The 22,191-nt window shown below is 73.8% G+C and carries 23 protein-coding genes; 10 read left to right on the top strand and 13 right to left on the bottom strand.

All coding sequences use genetic code 11. The annotated features are described in order from the left end of the window. Positions 1–55 precede the first annotated feature (55 nt). Entirely contained in the window at positions 56–1,087 is a 1,032-nt protein-coding gene (locus tag HN031_RS10080) for a L,D-transpeptidase family protein (RefSeq protein ID WP_216652099.1), read from the top strand. A 16-nt stretch (positions 1,088–1,103) separates the two neighbouring features. Here the strand turns inward: HN031_RS10080 and HN031_RS10075 are convergent, their stop codons facing one another. The 3 genes from HN031_RS10075 to HN031_RS10065 form a co-directional block, all read right to left on the bottom strand. Further along, a complete protein-coding gene (locus HN031_RS10075; RefSeq protein WP_172269504.1) occupies positions 1,104–1,469 on the bottom strand; it encodes a hypothetical protein in 366 nt (121 codons plus the stop codon). A 104-nt stretch (positions 1,470–1,573) separates the two neighbouring features. Continuing rightward, complete coding sequence (locus HN031_RS10070; protein WP_172269502.1) at positions 1,574–2,824, bottom strand: AMP-binding protein; 1,251 nt, start codon at positions 2,822–2,824, stop codon at positions 1,574–1,576. A 156-nt stretch (positions 2,825–2,980) separates the two neighbouring features. Continuing rightward, positions 2,981–4,162: an AMP-binding protein gene (locus tag HN031_RS10065; protein ID WP_172269500.1), complete on the bottom strand. Its 1,182-nt coding sequence runs from the start codon at positions 4,160–4,162 to the stop codon at positions 2,981–2,983. Positions 4,163–4,277: 115 nt separating this feature from the next. Here HN031_RS10065 and HN031_RS10060 point away from each other — a divergent pair, with 115 nt between their 5' ends. Next, complete coding sequence (locus tag HN031_RS10060) at positions 4,278–5,519, top strand: isochorismate synthase (protein WP_172269498.1); 1,242 nt, start codon at positions 4,278–4,280, stop codon at positions 5,517–5,519. A gap of 25 nt (positions 5,520–5,544) precedes the next feature. On the opposite strand, the gene HN031_RS10055 is transcribed toward HN031_RS10060, so the two are convergent. Continuing rightward, on the bottom strand, positions 5,545–6,180 hold the full coding sequence (locus HN031_RS10055) for an MBL fold metallo-hydrolase (protein WP_172269496.1): 636 nt from the start codon (positions 6,178–6,180) through the stop codon (positions 5,545–5,547). 122 nt (positions 6,181–6,302) lie between these two features. On the opposite strand from HN031_RS10055, the gene HN031_RS10050 reads away from it, so the two are divergent. Further along, positions 6,303–7,502 (top strand): family 16 glycosylhydrolase, encoded by a 1,200-nt coding sequence (locus HN031_RS10050; protein WP_172269494.1) that lies wholly within the window; start codon positions 6,303–6,305, stop codon positions 7,500–7,502. Positions 7,503–7,548: 46 nt separating this feature from the next. Here the strand turns inward: HN031_RS10050 and menD are convergent, their stop codons facing one another. The 3 genes from menD to HN031_RS10035 are packed head-to-tail and all read right to left on the bottom strand — an operon-like array spanning position 7,549 to position 11,104. Beyond that, the gene (gene menD / locus HN031_RS10045) at positions 7,549–9,147 is read right to left on the bottom strand and encodes a 2-succinyl-5-enolpyruvyl-6-hydroxy-3-cyclohexene-1-carboxylic-acid synthase (RefSeq protein WP_172269492.1); all 1,599 of its coding nucleotides are present in this window, start codon (positions 9,145–9,147) and stop codon (positions 7,549–7,551) included. After that, positions 9,144–10,085 (bottom strand): o-succinylbenzoate synthase, encoded by a 942-nt coding sequence (locus HN031_RS10040; protein ID WP_172269490.1) that lies wholly within the window; start codon positions 10,083–10,085, stop codon positions 9,144–9,146. Before HN031_RS10040 ends, menD begins: the two co-directional genes overlap by 4 nt. After that, entirely contained in the window at positions 10,085–11,104 is a 1,020-nt protein-coding gene (locus HN031_RS10035; RefSeq protein WP_367650722.1) for an AMP-binding protein, read from the bottom strand. The genes HN031_RS10040 and HN031_RS10035 overlap by 1 nt, the downstream gene beginning before the upstream one ends. A 36-nt stretch (positions 11,105–11,140) precedes the next feature. On the opposite strand from HN031_RS10035, the gene HN031_RS10030 reads away from it, so the two are divergent. The 6 genes from HN031_RS10030 (at position 11,141) to HN031_RS10005 (ending at position 16,729) form a co-directional block, all read left to right on the top strand. Then, a complete protein-coding gene (locus HN031_RS10030; protein ID WP_172269488.1) occupies positions 11,141–12,436 on the top strand; it encodes an MFS transporter in 1,296 nt (431 codons plus the stop codon). A 28-nt stretch (positions 12,437–12,464) separates the two neighbouring features. Beyond that, the gene (locus HN031_RS10025) at positions 12,465–12,752 is read left to right on the top strand and encodes a DUF1330 domain-containing protein (protein WP_172269486.1); all 288 of its coding nucleotides are present in this window, start codon (positions 12,465–12,467) and stop codon (positions 12,750–12,752) included. A gap of 53 nt (positions 12,753–12,805) precedes the next feature. Continuing rightward, the gene (locus HN031_RS10020; protein WP_172269484.1) at positions 12,806–13,123 is read left to right on the top strand and encodes a hypothetical protein; all 318 of its coding nucleotides are present in this window, start codon (positions 12,806–12,808) and stop codon (positions 13,121–13,123) included. An 87-nt stretch (positions 13,124–13,210) separates the two neighbouring features. Continuing rightward, entirely contained in the window at positions 13,211–14,566 is a 1,356-nt protein-coding gene (locus HN031_RS10015; protein WP_172269482.1) for an MFS transporter, read from the top strand. Further along, positions 14,550–15,425 carry a 1,4-dihydroxy-2-naphthoate polyprenyltransferase gene (locus HN031_RS10010; protein WP_172269480.1) on the top strand — a complete coding sequence of 292 codons (876 nt, stop codon included), beginning with the start codon at positions 14,550–14,552 and terminating at the stop codon, positions 15,423–15,425. Before HN031_RS10015 ends, HN031_RS10010 begins: the two co-directional genes overlap by 17 nt. A gap of 47 nt (positions 15,426–15,472) precedes the next feature. Then, the gene (locus HN031_RS10005; protein WP_172269478.1) at positions 15,473–16,729 is read left to right on the top strand and encodes a GNAT family N-acetyltransferase; all 1,257 of its coding nucleotides are present in this window, start codon (positions 15,473–15,475) and stop codon (positions 16,727–16,729) included. On the opposite strand, the gene HN031_RS10000 is transcribed toward HN031_RS10005, so the two are convergent. Beyond that, positions 16,716–17,810, bottom strand: coding sequence for a crosslink repair DNA glycosylase YcaQ family protein (locus HN031_RS10000; protein WP_367650721.1), 1,095 nt, complete (start codon positions 17,808–17,810; stop codon positions 16,716–16,718). The genes HN031_RS10005 and HN031_RS10000 overlap by 14 nt on opposite strands. Before the next feature lie 14 nt (positions 17,811–17,824). Further along, the gene (locus HN031_RS09995) at positions 17,825–18,088 is read right to left on the bottom strand and encodes a DUF4229 domain-containing protein (RefSeq protein WP_172269474.1); all 264 of its coding nucleotides are present in this window, start codon (positions 18,086–18,088) and stop codon (positions 17,825–17,827) included. Between the two features lie 36 nt (positions 18,089–18,124). Between HN031_RS09995 and HN031_RS09990 the strand changes: the two genes are divergently transcribed. Next, entirely contained in the window at positions 18,125–18,301 is a 177-nt protein-coding gene (locus HN031_RS09990) for a hypothetical protein (RefSeq protein ID WP_172269472.1), read from the top strand. Here HN031_RS09990 and ccsB read toward each other — a convergent pair. The 4 genes from ccsB to HN031_RS09970 are packed head-to-tail and all read right to left on the bottom strand — an operon-like array spanning position 18,218 to position 22,152. Further along, on the bottom strand, positions 18,218–19,243 hold the full coding sequence (gene ccsB, locus HN031_RS09985) for a c-type cytochrome biogenesis protein CcsB (RefSeq protein ID WP_367650720.1): 1,026 nt from the start codon (positions 19,241–19,243) through the stop codon (positions 18,218–18,220). The two genes, HN031_RS09990 and ccsB, sit on opposite strands and share 84 nt — an antisense overlap. Then, the gene (locus tag HN031_RS09980) at positions 19,240–20,892 is read right to left on the bottom strand and encodes a cytochrome c biogenesis protein ResB (protein ID WP_367650719.1); all 1,653 of its coding nucleotides are present in this window, start codon (positions 20,890–20,892) and stop codon (positions 19,240–19,242) included. The genes ccsB and HN031_RS09980 overlap by 4 nt, the downstream gene beginning before the upstream one ends. Further along, the gene (locus HN031_RS09975; protein WP_172269470.1) at positions 20,889–21,638 is read right to left on the bottom strand and encodes a cytochrome c biogenesis CcdA family protein; all 750 of its coding nucleotides are present in this window, start codon (positions 21,636–21,638) and stop codon (positions 20,889–20,891) included. The genes HN031_RS09980 and HN031_RS09975 overlap by 4 nt, the downstream gene beginning before the upstream one ends. Next, a complete protein-coding gene (locus tag HN031_RS09970; protein ID WP_322425058.1) occupies positions 21,631–22,152 on the bottom strand; it encodes a TlpA disulfide reductase family protein in 522 nt (173 codons plus the stop codon). Before HN031_RS09970 ends, HN031_RS09975 begins: the two co-directional genes overlap by 8 nt. Between the last annotated feature and the right edge of the window lie 39 nt (positions 22,153–22,191).

Below are 22,191 nucleotides of genomic sequence, written 5' to 3'. Positions count from 1 at the left end.
CGCCGGACGTCCCTACACTCGTCACGTCGATGGCCGCTCCCGGGGGAGGACCCACATGCCACGCCACACGCCGTCCCGCGCCCGCGCGCTCCTGGCGGCCCTGCTCTGCGGGGTCACCGGCCTCGCCGCCGTCGTGACCGCCGGTCCCGCAGCGGGCTCGTCGGTCAGCCCGTCGGTGAGCGCCGCGTCGTCGTCAGCCCGTGCGTTCGCCCCGCTCCGTCTCGGCGACCGCGGTTGGGCGGTGCGGGTGCTGCAGAGCCGGCTGCACCAGCTCGACCTCCACTCCGAGGTCGTGACCAGCCGCTTCGACGCGGAGACCCGCGACGGCGTGGCCACCTTCCAGCGCCGCCGCGGCTGGACCGCGGACGGCGTCGTCGACGAGCGCACGTGGCGCAGGATCGTCGCGCTGACCACCGAGCCGACCACCGAGGCGCTGCACAACGTCTACACGCCCGGCCGCCCGCTGCTGCAGCGCGGCGACAGCGGCCTCCGGGTCAGGCAGGTCCAGGCCCGGCTGCAGCAGGCGCGGCTCTACGACGGCGAGGTCACCGGCCGGTTCTCCGCCCGGACGGTGGCCGCCGTGCAGGCCTTCCAGACCCGGCAGCGGTTCCCCGTCACCGGCGAGGTCGACCGGCGGACGCTGACCCGGCTGGAGGGCAGCACCCGCGCGCCGACCCGGGCCGAGCTCTTCAACATCGTGGCGCAGGGCCCCCCGCTCGACCCACGGTGCACCACGGGCCGCGCGATGTGCATCGACAAGACCTCGCGCTCGCTGCGCTGGGTGGTCGACGGGGTCGTGCTCGAGACGGTGGAGGTGCGCTTCGGCTCCGACGAGCTGCCCACCCGTGAGGGCGCCTTCTCGGTCTTCCGCAAGTCGCGCGACCACGTCTCGAGCCTCTACGACACCCCGATGCCGTTCGCGATGTTCTTCTCCGGCGGGCAGGCGGTGCACTACTCCCCCGACTTCGCCGCCAACGGCTACGACGGTGCCTCGCACGGGTGCGTCAACGTGCGCGACCGCGCGAAGGTGGCGTGGCTGTTCGACCGGGTCAGGCTCGGCGACAAGGTGATCGTCCACCGATCCTGACCGGTCGCAGCCTCGCTCAGATCTCGAGCTGGTTGGCCAGCGACGACAGCTTGTGCCGCGCCATGGCCAGGTTCGCCCGGCTCTTGTCGAGCACCAGGTAGATGAACAGCCCCGGGTGGTCCTTGGGCAGGTTGATCAGGTGGTAGGCCTTGCCCAGGGTGATGAGGATGTCGTCGATGGTGTCGTTGAGGCCGAGGCTCTCCATGGTGCGCATCTTGGCGCGGACGACGTCGGTGTTGCCGGCGGCCGCCACGTCGAGGTTGAGGGCGCTGGCGTCGCCGGCCTGGCCCAGGGCCATGCCCGACTGGTAGTCCACGAGGAGGGCGGCGACGGCGCCGTCGATGTTCACGGCCTCCTTGAGGATCACGTCAACGTTGGTCATGTCATTTCCTTTGTTCTCATCCCGACCAGGGTGGTCGGGAAGTGTGTGGGGGGAGCTGCCGGCGCGACGCCGGATGCTCCCGGTGAGGCGGCTGCGGCGCTCGCTCACGACGCGGCCTCGCGCGCCTTGGCGAGCAGCAGCTTGTCGAGGAACGACTCGCCGCCGATGAGGGACAGGGAGGGCAGCACGAAGGCCGACTCGTCCGGCTCGGGCTGCGCCGTCTCGCGCTCCGTCTCGAGCTGGAACTCGCGCGCCGGCTCGCGCCGGGCCCGCCGCGGCAGGTCCGCGGCGTCACCGAGCACGACCGGCGGCGGGACCGGGAGGTCGGCGGGGAGGAGGGCGGGGGTCCCGGTCCCGGACACGCGGGCGCCGCCCGCGGTGAACGCCTTCCGCACGACGTCGGGGACGTCGGCTGCCACCACCGACGCGAGGTTGCCGCCGGCCCAGGCCCGCAGCGTCGCGGGGTCGGCCGCGCGCGCCCGTCCCGGGCGACGCCGGCGGTGGTCCCCGGCGGCGGCGGTCGCGAGCAGGCCGGGCACCGCCGCGACGGCGTCCTGGCCGAGCGCCAGGACGCTCGGCCGCACCGCGGCCATGGCCGCGGGCAGGTCGGCCGGGGCGGCCACGTGCAGCAGGGCGCCGCCGGACTCGAGGTGGGCGTCGCGGACCTGCTGCACGAAGGGGTCGGCGAGGTCGCCGCAGAGCAGCGCGACGCCGTCGCCCGGGACGAGCTCCCCGGCCCGGTCCGGGTCAGCCACGCGGCCGAGCGGCGCCCCGGACCGCAGCACCCGGGCGGTGGTCCCCGCCGGGTCGACCACCCGGTCCGCGCGGTCCACGGCGTCGGGGTCCATCACGAGCCGCTCGGCGCCGAGCTCGAGGAGCCGGTCCCAGCCGCGGCCGCCGCCGAGGGCGAAGACCATCGCGGAGGGCAGGGGCAGGCCCACCAGCCGCTGGAGCTCCGACTCGTCCTCGCAGACGACCAGCCGTACGTCGGCACCGGCCAGCCGGCGGGCCAGCTCGTCGGCACCCACCTCGGGCGACACGTGGACGACGACGGCACCGACCGCGCGCAGGGCGACGTCGAGCTCGGGCACCCCGTGGCCGGCCGGGAGGAGCGACAGCACGACCTGGTCGGGCCGCAGCCCGCTGCGGACGAGCCCGGCCGCTGCCCGCTCGACGGCGTCCTCGACCTGCGACCACGAGCGCGCCTCGAGGGCATCGACCGGGCCGACGAGGAAGGCGGTGTCACCTCCGTGCTCCACGGCACGGGCCCTCACCCGGCGCCGTGCCGACGGCGCGAGCCGTGCTCGTACGCCGTGCGGCAGCGCCGAGGCGCGAGCCTGCGGGATGAAGGCCACCTGGGAGCTCCTCTGAGTACTGGTTGAATGTGCAACCAGCATTCCGCGCAGTCCGTGCCTCCGGATGGGCGTTTTACCCGTTCGTGGTCAGGTCGTCGACGAGCCGTGGAACGAACGCCCGGTCCGTGAGACCGCCGTCACGCGCCGTCACACCCTCTAGGAGGGGGCGAGGGAGAACGCGGAGTCGAGCTCCTGACCGGCGCGACCGCGCCGCGGGAGGGAGGTCGCGTCGACCACGGTGACCGGCGCGGGGGCCGGGACGGGGACCACGGCGTGCTCGTCGGCGAGGTGCAGCCGGACGGCCGGGTGGTGCGCGATCCGGCCGAGCCGGAAGCCCAGCGTCGTGGCGAGGGAGCTGATCGTCCGGTTGACGCGGGCGTCGAGGGCGAGCACCCGCACCCGTCCGCCCCACCACGGGGCCAGTGCCGACACGTCGTCGGCGAGCCTGCGGGCACGCGAGCCGAGCCTGGCCTCGGCGACCCGGGCCGAGGTCGCCTCGAGCACCTCCCGCGGGGTCGGGTGCCACGGCGCGCCCGCGACGGTCCCGGCCTCGACGAGGTCCTCGAGCACCCGGGCGGCGGCGTGGTCGAGCAGGACGTGCGTCGGCGAGAAGTGGGCGAGGGCGCCCTCGAGGTCCTCGGGGTGCTCGACCCACGCCAGCGTGCACCCCGCGGTCAGGTGCGCGTCGCGGACGACCGTGGTGAACCGGTCGGTCGCCTCCCCGGTGAGCACGACGACGTCGTCGGCGGTGAGGTCGGCGAGCGTGCCGGAGGACTCGGGGCGGAACAGCCAGGCCTCGCTCTTCTCGCGCGGCAGGCCGAGCACCGCGCTCGACGGGGCGCCCACGCGGACGGAGTCGACCCAGGACAGGAGCTCGGGCTGGCGCTTGCGTCGCTCGAGGCCCATGGCCCGCAACCGCTCCCAGGACCGGTCGTCGCACTCGAACAGCTGGGCCTCGAGCAGGGCGGCCCGGCGCAGGAGGGAGAGCCGGCTCTCGTCGTCGACGATGACGAGGCGGACCTCGATCTCGTCGAGGAGGCGGCCCACCTCGGCGGCGTCGAGGTGCTCGGGCAGGAGCAGCGGCACGGCGCCAGCGACGCGGGTGGCCAGCTCGAGCTCGACCTGCCGGATGCCGGTCGGCACCCTGATGACGACGACCTGGCCCGGGTTGACGCCGGCCTCGATCATGCCCGCGGCGCCGTCGATGACGTGGCGGTAGAGCTCGTTCCAGGTCAGCGTGCTCCACGACCGGCCGTCGCGCTCGGCGACCGCCACCTCGAGGGCGCGGTTGCGAGCGTGGCGTGTCAGCCGCGTCAGCGGCGATTCCTGAACGGGCACCTGCGCCTCCCTGGCTCGTGTACCGCCGCAACGTAGGCCAGGAGCCCCTCTCCTGTTCACGGATTCGTCGATCTCCGCACGGCCGGCTCGGTGCCCCGGCGTAGGCTCCCCCCTCGTGACGACCCCCTCGTCCGCTCCCACCGCGCCCCTCGTCGTGCGCACCGTCGCGGTGGACCTGGCGGACCTCCCCCTCCTCGACCTGCTGCCGGCGCAGGAGCCGGTCAGCTGGCTGCGCCGCGGCGAGGGCCTGGTGGGCTGGGGCGTCGCCGCGCGCCTCGAGACGTCCGGCCCGACCCGGTTCAGCGATGCCGTGAAGTGGTGGTCCGAGACCGTGGCACGCGCCGAGGTCGAGGACCTCGTCGGGGAGCCCGGCACGGGACTGGTCAGCTTCGGCACCTTCGCCTTCGCCGACGAGCCCGGCGACTCGGTGCTGGTCGTCCCGCAGGTCGTGGTCGGCCGGCGTGCCGGTCGCACGTGGCTGACCACCGTCTCGGTCGACGCACCGGACCTGGCCCCGGCGCCCGTGCCCGACCCGCCCGTCGGCCTCGTCTTCTCCGACGGCGCCCGCAACGGCGACGAGTGGATGAGCGTCGTCGCCGAGGCCGTCGGCCGGATCTCCGCGGGCGACCTGGAGAAGGTGGTCCTGGCCCGCGACCTCATCGCCACCACCGACGAGCCGCTGGACGTGCGCTGGCCGCTGCGCCGCCTCGCCGAGCAGTACGAGATGTGCTGGACGTTCCACGTCGACGGCCTGTTCGGGGCCACCCCGGAGATGCTGGTGCGGCGCGAGCGCGGCCTGGTGACCTCACGGGTGCTGGCCGGCACGATCCGGCGTACGGGTGACGACGGGCGCGACATGGCGCTCGCGGCCACCCTGGCGCGGTCGTCCAAGGACCTGGAGGAGCACGAGTACGCCGTGCGCTCGGTCGCCGACGCGCTCGAGCCGCACTGCTCGTCGATGAACGTGCCCGAGGCGCCGTTCGTCCTGCACCTGCCCAACGTGATGCACCTGGCCACCGACGTGAACGGCGTCGTGCACGACGCCGCCACGTCGCTGCAGCTGGCCGAGTCGCTGCACCCGTCGGCGGCCGTCGGCGGCACCCCCACCGCGGCGGCCACGGACCTGATCGCGGAGATCGAGGGGATGCCGCGCGACCGCTACGCCGGGCCGGTCGGCTGGATGGACGCCTCCGGCGACGGCGAGTGGGGCATCGCGCTCCGCTCGGCGATGGTCATCGACGGCGGCGTGCGGCTCTTCGCCGGCTGCGGCATCGTGGCGAGCTCCGACCCCGAGGCGGAGCTGGCCGAGTCGCAGGCCAAGTTCGTGCCGGTGCGCGACTCCCTCGGCGCGGACTGACCCGCGGACCGACCCCGGACCGACCTCAGAGGTCCTGGCCCGGCTCCCGGCGCTCGAACGACTGGCCGGCCGGCAGCAGGTTGCCCATGTGCGTGGCGACCATGTCGAGGCCGATGTCGCTGTAGACGCGGTCGTGGATGCCCAGCGACCTCGGCGCCGCGACCTCGCGGACGAAGTCGACGGCCTCCGCCACCTTGAGCCACGGCGCGCTGACCGGGGCGAGCAGCACGTCGACGGCCCGGCCGGGCGGGGTGAGGGCGTCGCCCGGGTGGTAGACGCTGGTCCCGCCCGACTCGAGGACGTAGCCGGAGTTGTCGAACCGGTCGTAGTCGGGGTGGATGACCGCGTGCTTGTCCCCCACCACCTCGACGGCCGTGCCCGCCACCTCGAGCCGGTCGCCCGGGCGGACGACGGTGACGCGCTCGGCGACCTCGGGCGCCTGGTCACGCAGCAGCCGCTCCACCGCCGCGATCGTCCAGACGGGCACGTCCGTGCCGCGGAGGTGGTCGGGGTGCACGTGGTCGGCGTGCTCGTGCGTGATCAGGACGGCATCGGCGCCCGCGAGCGCGGCCGCGTCGGTGAAGACGCCCGGGTCGATGACGACGACGCCGCCGTCACCCTCGATGCGCACGCACGCATGACCGAACTTGGTGATCCTCATGACACGCAGCCTAGGCGGCGAATCGTCTCCCGCACGGGGTGCGCGGTTATGGTGGTCGCGCCTCCGACTGGGTGGAGTGCCCTGGGGGAAAGCCAATCGCACCCGAGACGAAGAGAGTTCACATGTCTGCACGCCGCGTGCTCGCAGGCAGCGTCGCCGCGCTGCTCCTGCCCGCGTCCCTGCTCCTGACGACCGAGACCGGATCGGCCACCGAGTCGGCGGCTCGCGCCGCCTCGACGCCGACCGCCGAGAAGGCCGGCCAGAAGATCTCGCTGGAGGTGCTGCCGCAGATCGTCCAGCAGGGCCGGGGCGCCGCCAGCGCGAGCTCCGCGAAGGCTGCCGTGACCGCGACGATCAAGCCGGTCAAGGTGGGTCGCAAGGTCGTCCTCGAGCAGCTCAACGGCTCGTCGTGGACGAAGGTCGCCACCGCCAAGCAGGAGAAGTCGGGCCGCGCCCACTTCGCCGCACTGGTCTCCAAGGGCGGCCTGCCCCTGACCTACCGCGCCACCGCGCAGAAGGCCGGCGGCCTCAAGGCAGTCACCAGCACCAGCCAGGACACCTCGCAGTGGGTCACCCCGACCTTCACCGACGAGTTCTCCGGGGGCTCGCTGTCCTCCGTGTGGAGCATGCGCGGCCAGGACTACGAGAAGCAGAGCAAGCGCGCCTGCTCCAAGGGCTCGCCGAAGGCCGTCAAGGTCGGCGGCGGCGCGCTGCGCCTCAGCGTCATCAAGGACCGATCGGCCAAGGGCAAGTGCACGGCCAAGTCCCGCAAGGTGACCAAGAAGATCAGCTACCGCCTCAACGGCCACGTCGGCACCGCCAACGCCTTCAGCTTCCGCTACGGCGTCGCCGCCGCGCGCATCAAGATGCACAAGCTCCAGGGCCAGCACGCCAGCTTCTGGCTGCAGCCCAACGGCGAGAACCAGCCGGGCAGCGACGGCCACGAGATCGACGTCATCGAGTACTTCGGCGACAAGCACCCGCAGGGCGGCCTCACCAGCTTCATCCACTGGTACAAGGGCAAGCGCCTGATCAAGACCGGCTCGTGGATCAAGGACTCGAAGTCGTTCCTGAAGAACAAGGGCGACGGCTGGTCGAAGAACTACCACGTGTTCTCGGTCCAGTGGACCCCGAGGGCGATCATCTTCCGCATCGACGGCAAGGAGACCTGGCGCACGTCGGCCCGCGTCTCCAAGGCGCAGCAGTACCTCATCCTGAGCCTGCTCGCCTCCGACTACGAGGCCCTCGAGATGAACGACAAGAAGCTGCCGCAGCACATGTACGTCGACTGGGTCCGCGTGTGGGAGACCCCGCAGCCCTGATCGACTGACCAGCAGGCACCAGCACCACGATCCGCGCGTTGTCCCCTCAGGGGGACAGCGCGCGGATCCTTTTCTCCAGGTCCGCGCGGTTGTCGCGGCGCACACGCGCCTCGACCACCTCGATGCCACCGTTGGGCGTCGCGAGCGCCTGCTCGAGCTCCGGCAGGCTCCGCACGGCGAGGTGCGGCACCCGGGCGGCGGCGCACAGGCTGCCCAGGTCGGCGCCGTGCGGGGTGCCGAACAGCGTGTCGAAGCGGTCGGCGTACTCGGGCGCGCCCTGCTCGAGCGTCGCGAAGATCGAGCCGCCGTCGTCGTTGACCACCACGATCGTCAGGTCGGGCCGCGGCTCGCGCGGGCCGAGGAACAGCCCGGTCGTGTCGTGCAGGAACGTCACGTCGCCCATCAGCGCCAGCGCCCGCGTGGACTGCGGCCGGCCCAGCGCCGCGCCGATCGCGGAGCTCGTGGTGCCGTCGATGCCGGCGAGGCCGCGGTTGGCGATGACCTTGCGGCGCCCCCCGACCTCGTAGCGGGCGACCATCAGGTCGAGGTCGCGGACGGGGTTGGAGGCGCCGACGAACAGCAGCCCGCCCGGTGGCAGCGCCCGGCTCACGGCGCCGGCCACCTCGTGGGGGGTGAGGTCGGGCTCGGCGGCGAGCAGCCGGTCGAGCTGCTGCGAGACGGAGCGGTCCGCGCTGCGCCACTCGTCGAGCCACGACCGGTCGGTCTCGTCCGTGGCCAGGAGGTGGATCGCCTCGTGGTCCACGGCGAACGGGCGTCGGGTCCACATGCCGCGGTGGTGCGCGGACACGACCTCGACGTCCGGGCGCGCGAGCAGGCGCGCGACCGGGCGGGACAGCGTCGGGTGGCCGAGCACGGCCACGCGCTCGACCCGCGCGCCGAGCGCGCCGTTGAGGAGGAGCCGGTAGGCGCGGATCGCGTTGTCGCCGGTGCGGCACCCGCTCGACGGCTCGGCGAGGAGCGGCCACCCGGCGCGCTCGGCGATCACCCGGGCGACCGGACCGGCGTCGTCGCCGGCCACCACGACCGTGCGCGGGCCGGGGGCCAGCAGGTGCTGGGTCTGCACCGGGCCGAGGTCGGGGTCGACCCACTCGGGCACACTGCCGACGTCCCAGCCGTCGTCGGGGAGGAGCGGGTCGTCGAGCTGCACGTTGAGGTGCAGCGGCCGCCGGTGCCGGTGCCGGCGGAGGAAGGCCAGCTGCTCGTCGAGGTCGGCGGCGGCCACGTCGAGGGTGGGAGCGAAGGCGCCGAAGACGCCGGCCTGCTCGGTGGTCTGGTTGGCGCCCGTTCCCCGGAGCCGGGCCGGACGATCAGCCGTGACCGCGACCAGCGGGATCCCGGCGTGGGCGGCCTCCATGACGGCCGGCAGCAGGTTGGCGACGGCGGTGCCGGAGGTGCACACGACCGCCGCCGGTTCGCGGGTGACCTTCGCCAGCCCCAGCGCGAGGAACCCGGCCGTGCGCTCGTCGATCCGCGTGTGCAGGCGCAGGGCGCCCGCCTGCGCGGCGTCGAAGAGCGCGAACGACAGGGGTGCGTTGCGGGACCCCGGCGCGAGCACCGCCTCGCGCGCCCCGGCGCCGCGGAGCGCCGTGACCACGGTCCGGGCGAGCTCCGTCGAGTCGTTCACGAGGAGCGATCCTGCCCTACCGACGCGAGCCGGTCGCGCCAGTGGGCCGCCCGGTCGTCGGGAGCGGCGAGCCGGGCGAGCGCCGCCTCGTCCACCTCCGGCCGACCCACCCGCAGCACGCCGTCGACCGGGAGCATCGGGGCGAGCGCCACGTCGTCCGTCAGCAGCTGCACGGTGGCGAGCCCGCAGGCGTGGTGCAGCTCCGGGAGGGCCGCCGCCAGCGCGACCCCGGCGGCGATCCCCACGCTCGACTCCACGGCGCTGGAGACGACGACCGGCATCCCGATGTCCTCCGCGATCCGCAGGCACGCGCGCACCCCGCCGAGGGGCTGGACCTTGAGCACGGCGATGTCGGCGGCCTCGAGGTCGCGGACGCGGTAGGGGTCCTCGGCACGCCGGATCGACTCGTCAGCGGCGACCGGCACCCGCACCCGCCGGCGTACGACGGCGAGGTCCTCCACCTCCGCGACGGGCTGCTCGACGTACTCCAGGCCGCCGGCCGCCCGGTCGAGCGCCGCGACCGCGCGGACGGCCTCGTCGACGTCCCAGCCCCCGTTGGCGTCGACCCGGACGAGGCCGTCCGGGCCGAGCGCGTCGCGCACCGCCTCCACCCGGGCGAGGTCGTCGGCGAGGCTCTGCCCGCGCTCGGCGACCTTGACCTTCGCGGTGCGGCAGCCGCCGGCCGTGACGATGGCATGGGCGTGCGCGGGGTCGGTGGCCGGGACCGTGACGTTGACCGGCACGTGGTCGCGCAGCGGCTCGGGCCAGCCCTGGTCGGCGGACTCGCGCGCGCAGGCGAGCCACGGGCGCGAGGTGGCGTCGTCGTACTCCAGGAACGGCGACCACTCCCCCCAGCCGGCGTCCCCGCGCAGCAGGACGCCCTCGCGGACGGTGATGCCGCGGAACCGGGTGCGCAGGGGGATCGAGAAGACGTGCATCAGAGGCCGGCCTGCAGGGCCTGGCGGTCGACCTTGCCGTTGGGCAGCAGGGGCAGGCGCTCGACCCGGTGGAACTCGCGCGGCGCCCAGGACCGGGGGTGGTGCACGCTGACCCAGTCGCGCAGCTCCGCGTCGCGGGCGGTGCCGACCAGGACCGCGACGACCTTGTGGCCCCACTCCGGGTCCGGCACGCCGAACACCTCCGCCTGCTGCACGAGCAGGTGCTCGCGCAGGCGCTCGGCGACCGTGGAGAGCGGGACCTTGACCCCGCCGCTGACGACGACGTCGTCGATGCGGCCGACGACGCGGAGCCGGCCGTCCTCGTCGAACCGGCCCGCGTCGGAGGTCAGGAACCAGCCGTCGACGACGCTCTCGGCCGTCAGGTCCGGGTCGTCGTGGTAGTGGCTGAACAGCGTCGGGCCCGCGATCCGGATGCGACCGTCCGCACCGATCGTGACCCCGACGCCGTCGAGCGGGAGACCGTCGTAGACACAGCCACCGGCCGTCTCCGAGGACCCGTAGGTGGTCACCACCCGGACCCCCCGGCCCTCCGCGCGCCGACGCAGGGCCGGGTCGAGGCCACCGCCGCCGACGAGCACCGTGTGGCAGCGGGCCAGCGCCTCCAGCTGCTCGGGGTCGGCCAGGATCCGGTGCAGCTGGGTGGGGACCAGCGAGACGAACGCCGGGACGTCGGAGTCGCCGGCGGCCAGGGCGGTCGCGATGTCGAGCCCCTCGACGACCGTCGGCGCGTGCCCGGCGACGAGCGAGCGGACGACGACCTGCACCCCGGCGACGTACGACGACGGGAGCGCGAGCAGCCAGCGCCCCGACGCACCGAGCCGGCGGGCCGAGGCGCCCACGCTGGCGAGCACGGCCCGCCGCGGGACCACCACGCCCTTGGGCCTGCCGGTGGAGCCGGAGGTCTCGATCAGCAGCGGGTCGGGGACGTCCTGCTCGAGCCACCGCGACAGCTGCCGGACCGCGACCGCGGGCTCGTCCGAGGGTCGGAGGAAACTCACACGACGAACGCTAACCGGTCTGCGACCATCGGGCGGATGGACGGCACGGGGACCGAGGACGGGACCGAGGACCGCTCCCGCAGTGCCCCACCGCGGGAGTCGTGGTGGCGACGACAGCTGCCGCCCAGCCCGCTCGCCCGGTCGCTGTCGGTGCAGTCGATCCTCTTCGCCGTCGGCGAGGGCACCTTCATCACCGGCTCGGCCGTCTTCTTCACCCAGATCGTCGGGCTCTCGCCCGCCCAGGTGGGCATCGGCCTCACCGTCGCCGGCATCACGTCGTTCTTCTTCGCCGTCCCGTCGGGCAAGCTGGCCGACCGCGTCGGCACCCGGCGCACCTGGGCCGTCAGCGCGTTCCTCACGTCCGCGCTCTACCTGGTCTGGCCGTTCATCCACGGCTTCGCGGCCTACCTGCTGATGATGGTGGTGCTCGAGGTGGTCAGCCAGGCCGGCTGGAGCGGGCGCGGGGCCTACACGCTCGACATCTTCACCCGCGAGGAGCGCGTCGAGTCGCAGGCGTTCATGCGGGCCGCGCTCAACATCGGCTTCACCCTCGGTGCGCTCATCGGCGGGCTCGCGCTGGCCACCGACAGCGACGCCGTCGTGCGGGCGGTGCCGGTCCTCACCGGCGCGATCCTGCTGGCCAACGCCTGGTGGATCACCCGGCTGCCCGACCCGCCCGCCCGGGCCGTGACGACCCACGCCGACGACGCCACGATCAAGCCCGCGGCGCTGAAGAACCGCGCCTTCCTCGCGCTGATGACCGGCGACGGCGTGCTCGGCACCAACCAGGTGCTGCTCAACATCGTGATCCCGCTGTGGCTGGTGGAGGAGACCGACGCACCGCGCGTGCTGCTCGCGTGGCTGTTCGGCACCAACACCGTGATGGCCGTGCTGCTGCAGGTCGCGGCCGCCCGCGGGGTCGACTCGGTCGCCCGCTCGCTGCGGGCGTCCTACATCTCGGCGGGGTTCTTCGTGCTGTCCTGCGCCATCGTGCTGGCCACCCACGACACCCTCGGCTGGTTGACGATCTTCCTGGTCTGGCTGGGCCACGTGACGGTCACCGGTGCCGAGCTGTTCCAGTCGGCCGGCTCCTGGGGCTTCCAGTCTGAGCTGACCGATCCCGACCAGCGCGCGGAGTACCAGGGCGCGGCCCACATCGGTCACACGGCCGGCTCGGTGTGGGCGCCGGCGCTGTTCACCTGGCTGGCGTTGGAGCAGGGCTCGCTGGGCTGGATCGTCATCGCGGCGATCGTCGTCGTCTCCACCCTCACGATGGCACCCTCGGCGCGTGCCGCCGAGCGCTATCTCGCCCGGCACGGCAGCGCCGCCTGAGGCGGGACGCACGTCGTACTGTCGGCGCATGAGTGCCTACTGGATCTGCGTCTACAAGGCCGTGCACGACCCCGCCAAGGTGGCGGCGTACGCCGACCTCGCCGGCCCGGCCCTGCGCGAGGCGGGCGGGCGGTTCCTCGCCAGGGGGTTGCCGGAGGCGACCTTCGAGAAGGGCGAGTCGACCCGCACGGTGGTCATCGAGTTCCCGTCGGTGGAGGCGGCCGTCGCCGCGCACGACAGCGCGGGCTACCAGGAGGCGCTGCGGGCCCTCGGCGACGGCGCCGACCGCGACCTGCGCGTGGTGCCCGGCGCCTGACGGCGCCCAGCGGGCTCCGGCGAGGGTCGGTGGCGCCGCCTACCCTTCGCGACATGGCCGGTGGGATGACGTCGGGGCGACGGGAGACGCTCGCCGAGCGCGTCGCCAACACCCGGGCGCGCGAGGCCGGCCACGGGGTGGCGCCCGAGCGACCCGTCGAGCACCCGGCGCCCCGCGAGCCGCCGGCCCCGCCGGTGCGGCACTGCTGGTACGACGGGCCCCACGGTCGCCAGGCCGCGTTGCTGCTCGGCTGGCGGCAGGTCGAGGGCCGCTACAGCGGCCGGATCGTGGTCGCCGCACCCGAGCCCGACGGCTGGGCCGTCGTCGAGATGTGGGTGGACCAGGGGATGCTCTCCCCCGCCGGCACCTGACGACGCGGCCCGCCGTCGGTCCGGGGTGGCGCACCCCACCCGGAAATCGGAGGACGGACGTCGGTGCCGCGGGAGAGGATGTCGGCGATGCTCACTGCCCTCAAGCGCTACGCCACTCCCCCGTCCACCCTCGCCGGGCGGCTGTCCGCCCAGTCGCTCATCTTCGCCTCCGCGGACGGGGCCTTCCTGGCCGGGTCGGCGGTGTTCTTCATCCTCGTCGTCGGCCTGTCGCTGGGCCAGGTGGGCCTCGGTCTCACGATCGCCGCGATCGCGAGCTTCGTGGTGGCGGTGCCCATGGGCAGGCTGGTCGACCGCTTCGGCCCCAAGCGGATGTGGTCGCTGAGCGCCCTGGTGCAGGGCGCCCTGTTCGCGGCGTGGCCGTGGATCGACAGCTTCCCCGAGTACGTCGCCCTCGCGGTGGCCATGGAGGTCGTCGGCACGCTGGCCGGCACCGCCCACGGCGCCTACGTCATCGACGTCCTGCCGCCGGCCGAGCGGGTGGAGTCGCGGGCCTACATGTACTCCGCGCTCAACCTCGGGTTCAGCCTCGGCGGGCTGATCGGCGTGGTGGCGATCGCCTTCGGCACCGACGCGCTGCGGTGGGCACCGATGCTGAGCGCGGTGCTGTTCGTGGCCAACAGCGTCGCGGTGCTCCGGCTGCCCGACGCCAGCCACGACGTCCGCGGGCCGGAGCCGCGCGCCAAGCCCGAGGGCATCCCCGCGATCCGCAACCGCAGCTGGCTCGCGGTCACCGCCCTGACCGGCGTGATGTGGACCAACCAGGTGCTGCTGCACACCGTGATCCCGGTCTGGCTGGTCACCGAGACCGACGCCCCCGAGGTCCTCGTCGCGCTGCTCTTCGGCACCAACACGCTCATGTGCATCGTGCTCCCGCGGCTGGCGTCCCGCGGCATCCGCGACGTCACCACCGCCCTGCGGGCCGTGCGCCTCTCCACGGTCTTCTTCGTCCTCACCTGCGTGATCACCCTCGTCACCCACGAGACCGTCGGCTGGCTGACGATCGCGCTCTTCTTCCTCGGCCACGTCGTCCTCACCTGGTCCGAGCTGTTCCTGTCCGCGTCGGGCTGGACCCTCGAGGTCGAGCTCATGGACCCGCGGCGGCGCGGCGACTACCAGGGCGTCTCCGAGCTCGGCGGCACCCTCGGCCGCTTCTGGGCGCCGGCGGTCTACGGCTTCCTCGCGATGGAGTGGGGCGCCTTCGGCTGGCTGACCATCGCCGCCATCGTCACCGCGGCCGCGACCGGCCTCCACTTCGCCGCCCACGCGGGCCGGCGCTGGCTCGAGCACAACGTGCCGGCCGACGTCCTCGCCGACGCCCGCGCCGACGCTCCCGACGTCGAGGAGGTCGCGGCCGCCGGACCGCCCTCGCTCCTCGACCCCGACCCGGCACTGACACAATCCGGCGGTGACCTACCCCGCTGACTGGCTCGCCGGCGCCCGGCCGCGCACCCTTCCCGCGGCCGTCGCCCCCGTGCTGGCCGGCACCGGTGTCGCGGCGCACGTCGACGAGGCGGTGTGGTGGAAGGCGCTGCTCGCCCTCGTCGTGAGCCTCGCGCTGCAGGTCGGGGTCAACTACGCCAACGACTACTCCGACGGCATCCGCGGCACCGACGCCGACCGGGTCGGCCCGATGCGCCTGGTCGGGTCCGGTGCGGCGACGCCGGCCGCGGTGAAGGCCGCGGCCTTCGCCGCGTTCGGGGTCGCCGCCGCCGCCGGCCTCGTGCTCGCGGCGACGACCGCCTGGTGGCTCGTCGCGGTCGGCGCCGTCTGCGTGGTCGCGGCGTGGTTCTACACCGGCGGGGGCAAGCCCTACGGCTACCTCGGCCTGGGCGAGGTCATGGTCTTCGTGTTCTTCGGCCTCGTGGCGGTCGTCGGCACGACCTACGTCCAGACCCGGACGTGGGAGTGGCCGGCCCTCTACGCCGGAGTCGGCATCGGCGCGCTGGCCTGCGCCATCCTGGTCGCCAACAACCTCCGCGACATCCCCACCGACACCGTCGCCGGCAAGCGCACGCTCGCGGTGCGGCTGGGCGACGAGCGCACCCGCTTCCTCTACGCCTTCCTCGTCCTGGCGGCGGCCGCCGCGGTCGTGGCCGTCGCCGCAGCGACCACCTGGTGGGCGCTGGTGGGACTCGGTTTCCTCGCCCGGGCCGCGGCCCCCACCCGGGCCGTCCTGACCGGCGCGTCCGGCCCGTCCCTCGTCCCCGTGCTCGCCGCCACCGGCGCCTCCGAGCTGGTCTGGTCGGTCCTCGTCGCGGTGCCGCTGCTGGTCCTCGCCTGAGGGATAATCCGTGGCCGCGCCGCCGAGCCGTTCACTAGCGTGACCGCGTGGACTACGACGTCGCGACCCTCGACCTGTTCGACGACTCCGAGGCCGCCGTCGCCCGGCGGAGGGGGTGGATCGAGGGCGTGCTGCGCGGGTTCCGCGACGACCGGCCCGAGGACGAGATGGTCCAGCGGTGGGTGGGCCACTACCGCGCCGACCGGGTGGTGGTCCGCGGCGCCTGGCTGCCCGAGGGGGAGTTCGGTGCCGGCCCGATCCCCGTGGCGACCTACGCCAGCCTCGACAAGACGCTCAACGCCGGGCGTGGGCTCCTGCCGCTGCGGATGATCACCGACGTCACCACGAGCGCCGCCCACCGCCGCCGGGGGCTGCTGCGCCGGTTCATCGAGGACGACCTCGCCGACGCCGTCGCGCAGGGTGTGCCGATGGCCGCCCTCACCGCGTCGGAGGCCACCATCTACGGACGCTGGGGCTTCGGCGCGGCGACGTTCCGGTGCGGCGTCGAGGTCGACACGACACCCGGCTTCGAGATGCGCTCCTCCAGCGACCCGGGGCGCGTCGAGCTCATCGAGCCGAAGGACGCGTGGGCGCACGTCAAGGGGGTCTTCGACGCCTTCCACGCCCGGCAGCGGGGCTCGGTCGAGTGGCCCGCACAGTACGAGGACATCCACACCGGCGCCTACGACTTCGACGGCGGCGGCGCCAACCGCAAGCTCAGGGCCGCGGTCCACCTCGACGCCGACGGCCACGTCGACGGCTTCGTCCTGTTCAAGCACGGCGAGAAGTACTCCCTCCGCGTCGAGGAGATGATCGCGCTGACCAGCCAGGCGCAGCTCGCGCTGTGGTCGCTGCTCGGCCGGATGGACCGCATCCGGACGGTCACCTTCAACCTGTTCCACCCCGAGGACCCCCTCGCGTGGGCGCTCACGGACCTCAACCGCGTGCGCACGACCGAGGTCCAGGAATTCCTCTGGCTCCGCGTCCTCGACGTCCCCCGGGCCCTCGAGGCCCGCCCGTGGGCCGGTGACGGCGCGGTCGTGCTCGAGGTGGACGACCCGCAGGGCCACGCCGCCGGCCGCTTCGAGGTCACCGCCACGGACGGCACCGCCGCGGTGGCCCGCACGGACCGTGCCGCCGACGTCCACGTCGACGCGAGCACCCTGGCCAGCCTCTACCTCAGCGCCGTCCCGGTCGGGCTGCTGCGGCGCGCCGGTCGCGTCGACGGCCCGGACGAGGGCGTACGCCGGTTCGCCGCGATGGCGGACCTGGCCGAGCCGCCCCACAGCCTCACGGGGTTCTGAGCGAGAGGTCGCGGCCCAGCAGGCCGCCGAGCAGCGAGACCTCGGCGCGCGCGGCGGCCAGGTCGGCGTCGACGAGGCGGCAGGTGAGCTCCACGCCGTCGCCGTGGACGCGCCAGGTCCCGGCGACGACGCCGTCGACGACCACCGGGGCGGCGCCGCGAGTCATGGCGGTGCGCTGCTCGGGCGGCACGACCCAGGTGTCCTTGGTGCCGGGGCCCATCACCCAGTCGTCCTTCCCGGGCAGGAGCACGACGCGGCTGGCGGGCCGGGTGCCGGCGACCTCGTCCGCGTCGTCGGCGACGAGCCACCGGCGCTCGCCCTCGACGTCCACCTCCACCAGCCCGGGCTCCACCTCGGCCCACCAGCGGCGCAGCCGCGCCCGCCCGGCGCTGAGACCGCCCCCGAGCCAGTCGTCGAGGTGGGCGGGCGTGGCCGGGCCGTAGGCACGGAGGTAGTCGAGGACGGCGCGCGGCCCCGCCTCGTCGAGCGGCGGGATCCCCGCCCAGGCGGGTGACGCGGCAGGGCTCTGCAGGGTGAGCGGTCCGTCGAGCTCGGGGCCGAGGACGATGTCGCCCTGCCACGCGAAGGGCTTGAGGAAGGTGGGGTTGGGCTCGGCGAACTGCGGGGCCAGGTGGGCGAACCGACGACCGGCGGTCAGCGCGTCGGCGACCGCCTGCGGGACGACCGGGCCGTCGGCCACCGCACCGCGCACCACCTCGCGCAGGTCGGGCCACTCCTCGGGCCGGACCCGGTAGTGCTCGACCCAGCTGCGCAGCTCCCACTGGCGGCCGGCGGCGCGCAGGGCGAGGTAGGCGCCGGCGGTCTCCGGGGCCATCAGCTGCACCGAGCCGCGGAACGAGAAGGTGCGCATCAGCCGGCCGTCGCGGAGGGCCCGCTGCACCTCCCCCGGCTCGCCGGGCGACGCCAGCCGGCGGCGTACGGCGAGGTCGGGGTCGGAGCCGAAGACGGAGACCGCGGCGAGGGTGCGCACCACCTCCGCCGGTCCGGACGCACCGCCGACGAGGTGCTGGCGCCCGAGGCGCCAGGCCAGCGCCTGGCGGCGGGTCAGCGTCGGGGCCACCACTCGACCTGGACTCAGTCCCGGTCCTCGCGCGCCTTGCGCTCCTCGAACGCGGCCGCGGCCTTCGCGGCCCGCGTCTCGACGCGTCGGGCGAAGGCCTCGCGCTGGCGGTCGAGGAGGTAGAACGAGGCGACGCCGGAGATCAGGAAGGCCAGGACCACCGCCCAGAACAGGTTGAAGCGGCCGTCGAGGACCAGGGCCATGACACCGACGACGATGCCGAACGAGGCGAGGAACAGCGCGATCCGCATCGCTGTGTAGACGACGAACTCCTTCACGGCTCCAGCCTAGGACGTGCCGACTACATTGGAGGAATGCTCAAGGTCCTGCTCGTGGTCGCGCTGATCGCGTTCGCCGTGTGGGTCCTGGTCAGGCTGTCGCTGCGGCGCCTCGACGGCGCCAGCGGCTCACGCCCGCGGGTGATCGGCCCCGACGACGACCCCGACTTCCTGCGTGGCCTCGACCGCCCGCGCGACCCCGACGACGGCTGAGGACCCGGTCCCGGCGTCCTCCGCGACCCGGTCGACCCGCACGACCTCGCCCGCGCTCTCGGCGTACGAGTGCTGGCTGGAGGAGCTGAAGAAGTTGATCCCGATGAAGTTGAACCAGAGGGTCGCGACGCCGAGCAACGCCAGGTAGGCGGCGTTGCGCCCGCGCCAGCCGGCGGTCGCCCGGGCGTGGAGGTAGGCGGCGTAGACCACCCACGTGATGAAGGCCCACACCTCCTTGGGGTCCCAGTTCCAGTAGGCGCCCCAGGCCTGGTGGGCCCAGATCGGCCCGGTGATGAGGACCGCGAAGGTCCACACCGGGAAGGCGAAGGCGTGCATCCGGTAGGACAGCCGGTCCAGCCGCGCGAGGTCGGGGACGCGGGCGAGGTAGCCCGTCCGTGCGCTGGAGCGGCTCTTGACCAGGTAGAGGACCGAGAGCAGCGCGCCGATGGTGAAGGCGCCCGTCGAGATGACGGCCGAGACGACGTGGATCACGAGCCAGTAGGAGTTGAGCGCGTCGGGCAGGGGCAGCACCGCGTCGTCGAGCGCGAGGAAGGCGGCCATCAGCGCGGCGACGATGAACGTCGTCACCAGCGGGCCGAGCCACTCGGTGCCCCACACGAAGCTCGAGACGAGGAACACGAGGGCGACCACGAAGGTGCCCGAGATCGCGAACTCGTACATGTTGCCCCACGGCACCCGGTTGGGGTCCGCGGCGAGGCCGCGGGCCACGAGCGCGACGAGGTGCACCGCGGCCGCGAAGCCGGTCAGGACGAGCCCGAGCCGCCCGGCCATCGCCGTGCGCCGGTCCTCCACCGTCTCCTCCGAGCCGACGGTGCGCAGCCCGGCGAGCTCGACGAAGTAGGCGAGCATCGCCACGAAGTAGAGGACGGCCGCGGCGATCACGCCCTGGTAGCTGAAGACTTCCCACTGTGCGTCGGTCACGACGTCTCCTCCTCGGGCCTCTCGGCCTTGTCGGCCGTCTCGGCCTTGTCGGGGCCCCGGAGGGCCGCCACGATCTCGTCGAGCTCGGTGCTCTCGCCCGGCACGGCCCCGTTGGACCGGTCGAGGCGGGCCACCTCGACGAGGGTGCTGCCGTCCTCTCGGCGCCGCGCGCGCACCCACACCCGGCGCGGCCGCACGAACAGCGAGCCGAGCAGCCCCGTGAGGGCGAGCACGACACCCACGAGCGCGACCATCTTGCCGGGGCTGCGGCTGATTTGGATCTTGTTCCAGCGCTGGAGGCCGTCGAAGGTGACGCTGCCGAGGCCGTCGGGCAGGGTCACGGTGTCGCCCGGGCGCAGGTCCATCCGGAACGGCTGGCCGTTGGCCTTGAGGACCTGCGTGGCGCGGGTCTTGTCGAGGACGTAGACCGACGAGCCCGAGCCGTCGTCGAGGCCGACGTCGCCGGTGTAGACCTGCAGGGAGACCAGCGGGTCGAGCGCGTCGCCCCAGATGGACGCCGGCATGGTCAGCTCGCCGGCGGCGTCACGGCCCATCGCGAACGTCGGGTAGAACGTGCCCTCGAGCCCGATCTGCTCGGGCTGGGCGTCGGGTGCCTTGATGACCCCGAACGACTCGAACGTCTGCGCGTTGGTGGGCAGGAAGACGCTCGGACCCGACTGGACGACGTTGCCGTCGCCGTCGCGGATCGTGACGACCGGGGCGTAGCCGTGCCCGACCAGGAAGACGTCGGTCCCGCCGATCGCCAGCGGGTGGTTCACCTTGAGGTCGTACTCCTGCGCCTCGGCGCCGGGCTCGGTGGTGTAGTCGAGGTGGGCGACGAACTCCCGCGCCATCCCGGCGCGCTGCCCCTCGGTGATCCACTCGACGTCGAAGTCGGTGATGCTGAAGGAGAACGGCTCCATCACCGCCGGGTCGAACAGGCTGCCGGGCGCGAAGTCGTCGTACTGGGTGAGGTTGTTGGAGAAGCCGAACTCGTCGCCGTTGTACATGATGACGCCGCCCTTGTAGCCGAACAGGCTGCCGACGGCGACCCCGACCAGGACGATGGTGACGGCGAGGTGGAAGACCAGGTTGCCGGCCTCGCGCAGGTGGCCGCGCTCGGCGGCGACGGCGTCGGAGCCCTCGGCCCGGTCCACGCGGAACCGGCGCCCGCGGACCACGTCGGTGGCCCGGCGCAGCACGTCCTCCGGGTCCTCGTCGGTGACGTACGACGTGCTCTCGGGCAGCCGCGAGAGGTGGCGGGGTGCGCGCGGCGGCCGGGCGCGCAGGGCGCGGCCGTAGACGAACAGGCGCGGGATGATGCAGCCGACCAGCGAGATCATCAGCAGGATGTAGATCGCGGAGAACCACACCGAGCCGTAGACCGAGAACAGGTCGAGCCGGTCCCAGATCGGGGCGAGCCGCGGGTGGTCGTCGCGCCACTGCGAGACGGCCAGCGAGTCGATGTTCTCCTGCGGGACGACGGATCCCGGGATCGCGGCCAGGGCGAGCAGCAGCAGCAGGACGAGCGCCGTGCGCATCGAGGTCAGCTGGCGCCACGACCAGCGGACCAGCCCGCGGGCGTCGAGGTCCGCGGGCAGCGGGGTGGCCTGGCGGTCGTCGGACGGCCGCTGCCGGAGGTCGGTCACACCGCCACCGTGAATCCCTGGACGGCCTGCAGCTGCAGCCACTGCACGATGCGGTCCCACCAGCCCGTGACGAGGAGGATGCCGACCACGACCATCATCCCGCCGCCGATGCGCATGACGAGGACCTGGTGGCGGCGCACGACCGCGAAGGCGCGGATCATCCGCCGGTAGGCCACGGCGGCGGCGATGAAGGGCAGGCCGAGCCCGAGCGCGAACACGGCGGAGAGCACGGCCCCGCGACCGGCGGTCGCCTCGTTGACCGACAGCACGTTGATGGCTGCCAGCGTCGGGCCGACGCACGGCGTCCAGCCGACGCCGAACAGGAAGCCGAGCAGCGGCGCGGCGGCCAGCCCGACGGCGGGGACCTTGTGGATGCGCCAGTCGCGCTGGAGGAAGCCGATCCCGCCGAGGAACGCGACGCCGAGCAGGATCGTGATGACCCCGAGGACGACGTTGAGCTGGCGGGTGTGGGTGAACAGCCAGGCGCCGGCGGCACCGGTGAGGCTGCCGAGGAGCACGAAGACGACCGAGAAGCCGAGCACGAACAGCACCGCACCCGTCACCAGCCGGCTGCGGCGGGCCTCCTCGAGGTCCGCGCCGGACAGCCCCGTGGCGTAGGACAGGTAGCCGGGCAGCAGCGGGATCACGCAGGGGCTGAAGAAGGACACCAGCCCGGCGAGCAGGGCGACGGGCAGCGCGAGGATGAGCGACCCGGAGAGGGCCGTCTCCTGGAAGAGCTCACCCATCCGCGGCCGCCGCCTCGACCAGCGAGAGGAGGGTCTGCGTGGTGGGGATGCGGCCCTGCACCGAGGCGGCCACGCGGCCCTCGGCGTCGAGCACGACGGTGCTGGGGATGGAGCGCGGGTTGAGCGTGCCGGCGAACGACAGCAGCGCCTGGCCGTCGGGCGAGTAGATCGAGGGGTAGGGCACCTCGAAGTTGCGGACGAAGGCGAGGGCCTTGTCGGCGGACGAGTCGCGGATGTTGAGCCCGACGAAGGTGGCGTCGTCACCCAGCTCGGCGGCGGCTTCGTTGAGGTCGGGCTGCTCGACCCGGCACGGGGGGCACTCCGACCACCAGACGTTGACCACGACCGGCTTGCCGCGCAGCTGCGCCAGGTCGACGTCCTGACCGTCGAGGTCGGTGCCGCTCAGGTCGACCGGAGCGTCGCGGTCCTCCCGGGCCACCTCGACCGGGACGCCCTCCCCCGAGATGTAGCCCTTGTCGCCGGTGCCGGACAGGCCGGAGCAGCCCGCGAGCACGAGCAGGCAGGCGAGGGCGAGGAGAGGAGCGACGAGCGC

Origin of the sequence: Nocardioides sp. zg-1308 (assembly GCF_013155375.1) — a bacterium.
Classification (GTDB): Bacteria; Actinomycetota; Actinomycetes; order Propionibacteriales; family Nocardioidaceae; genus Nocardioides; species Nocardioides renjunii.
Note: the sequence above shows the minus strand (reverse complement) of the source record. Positions and strands in the feature narration are given on the sequence as shown.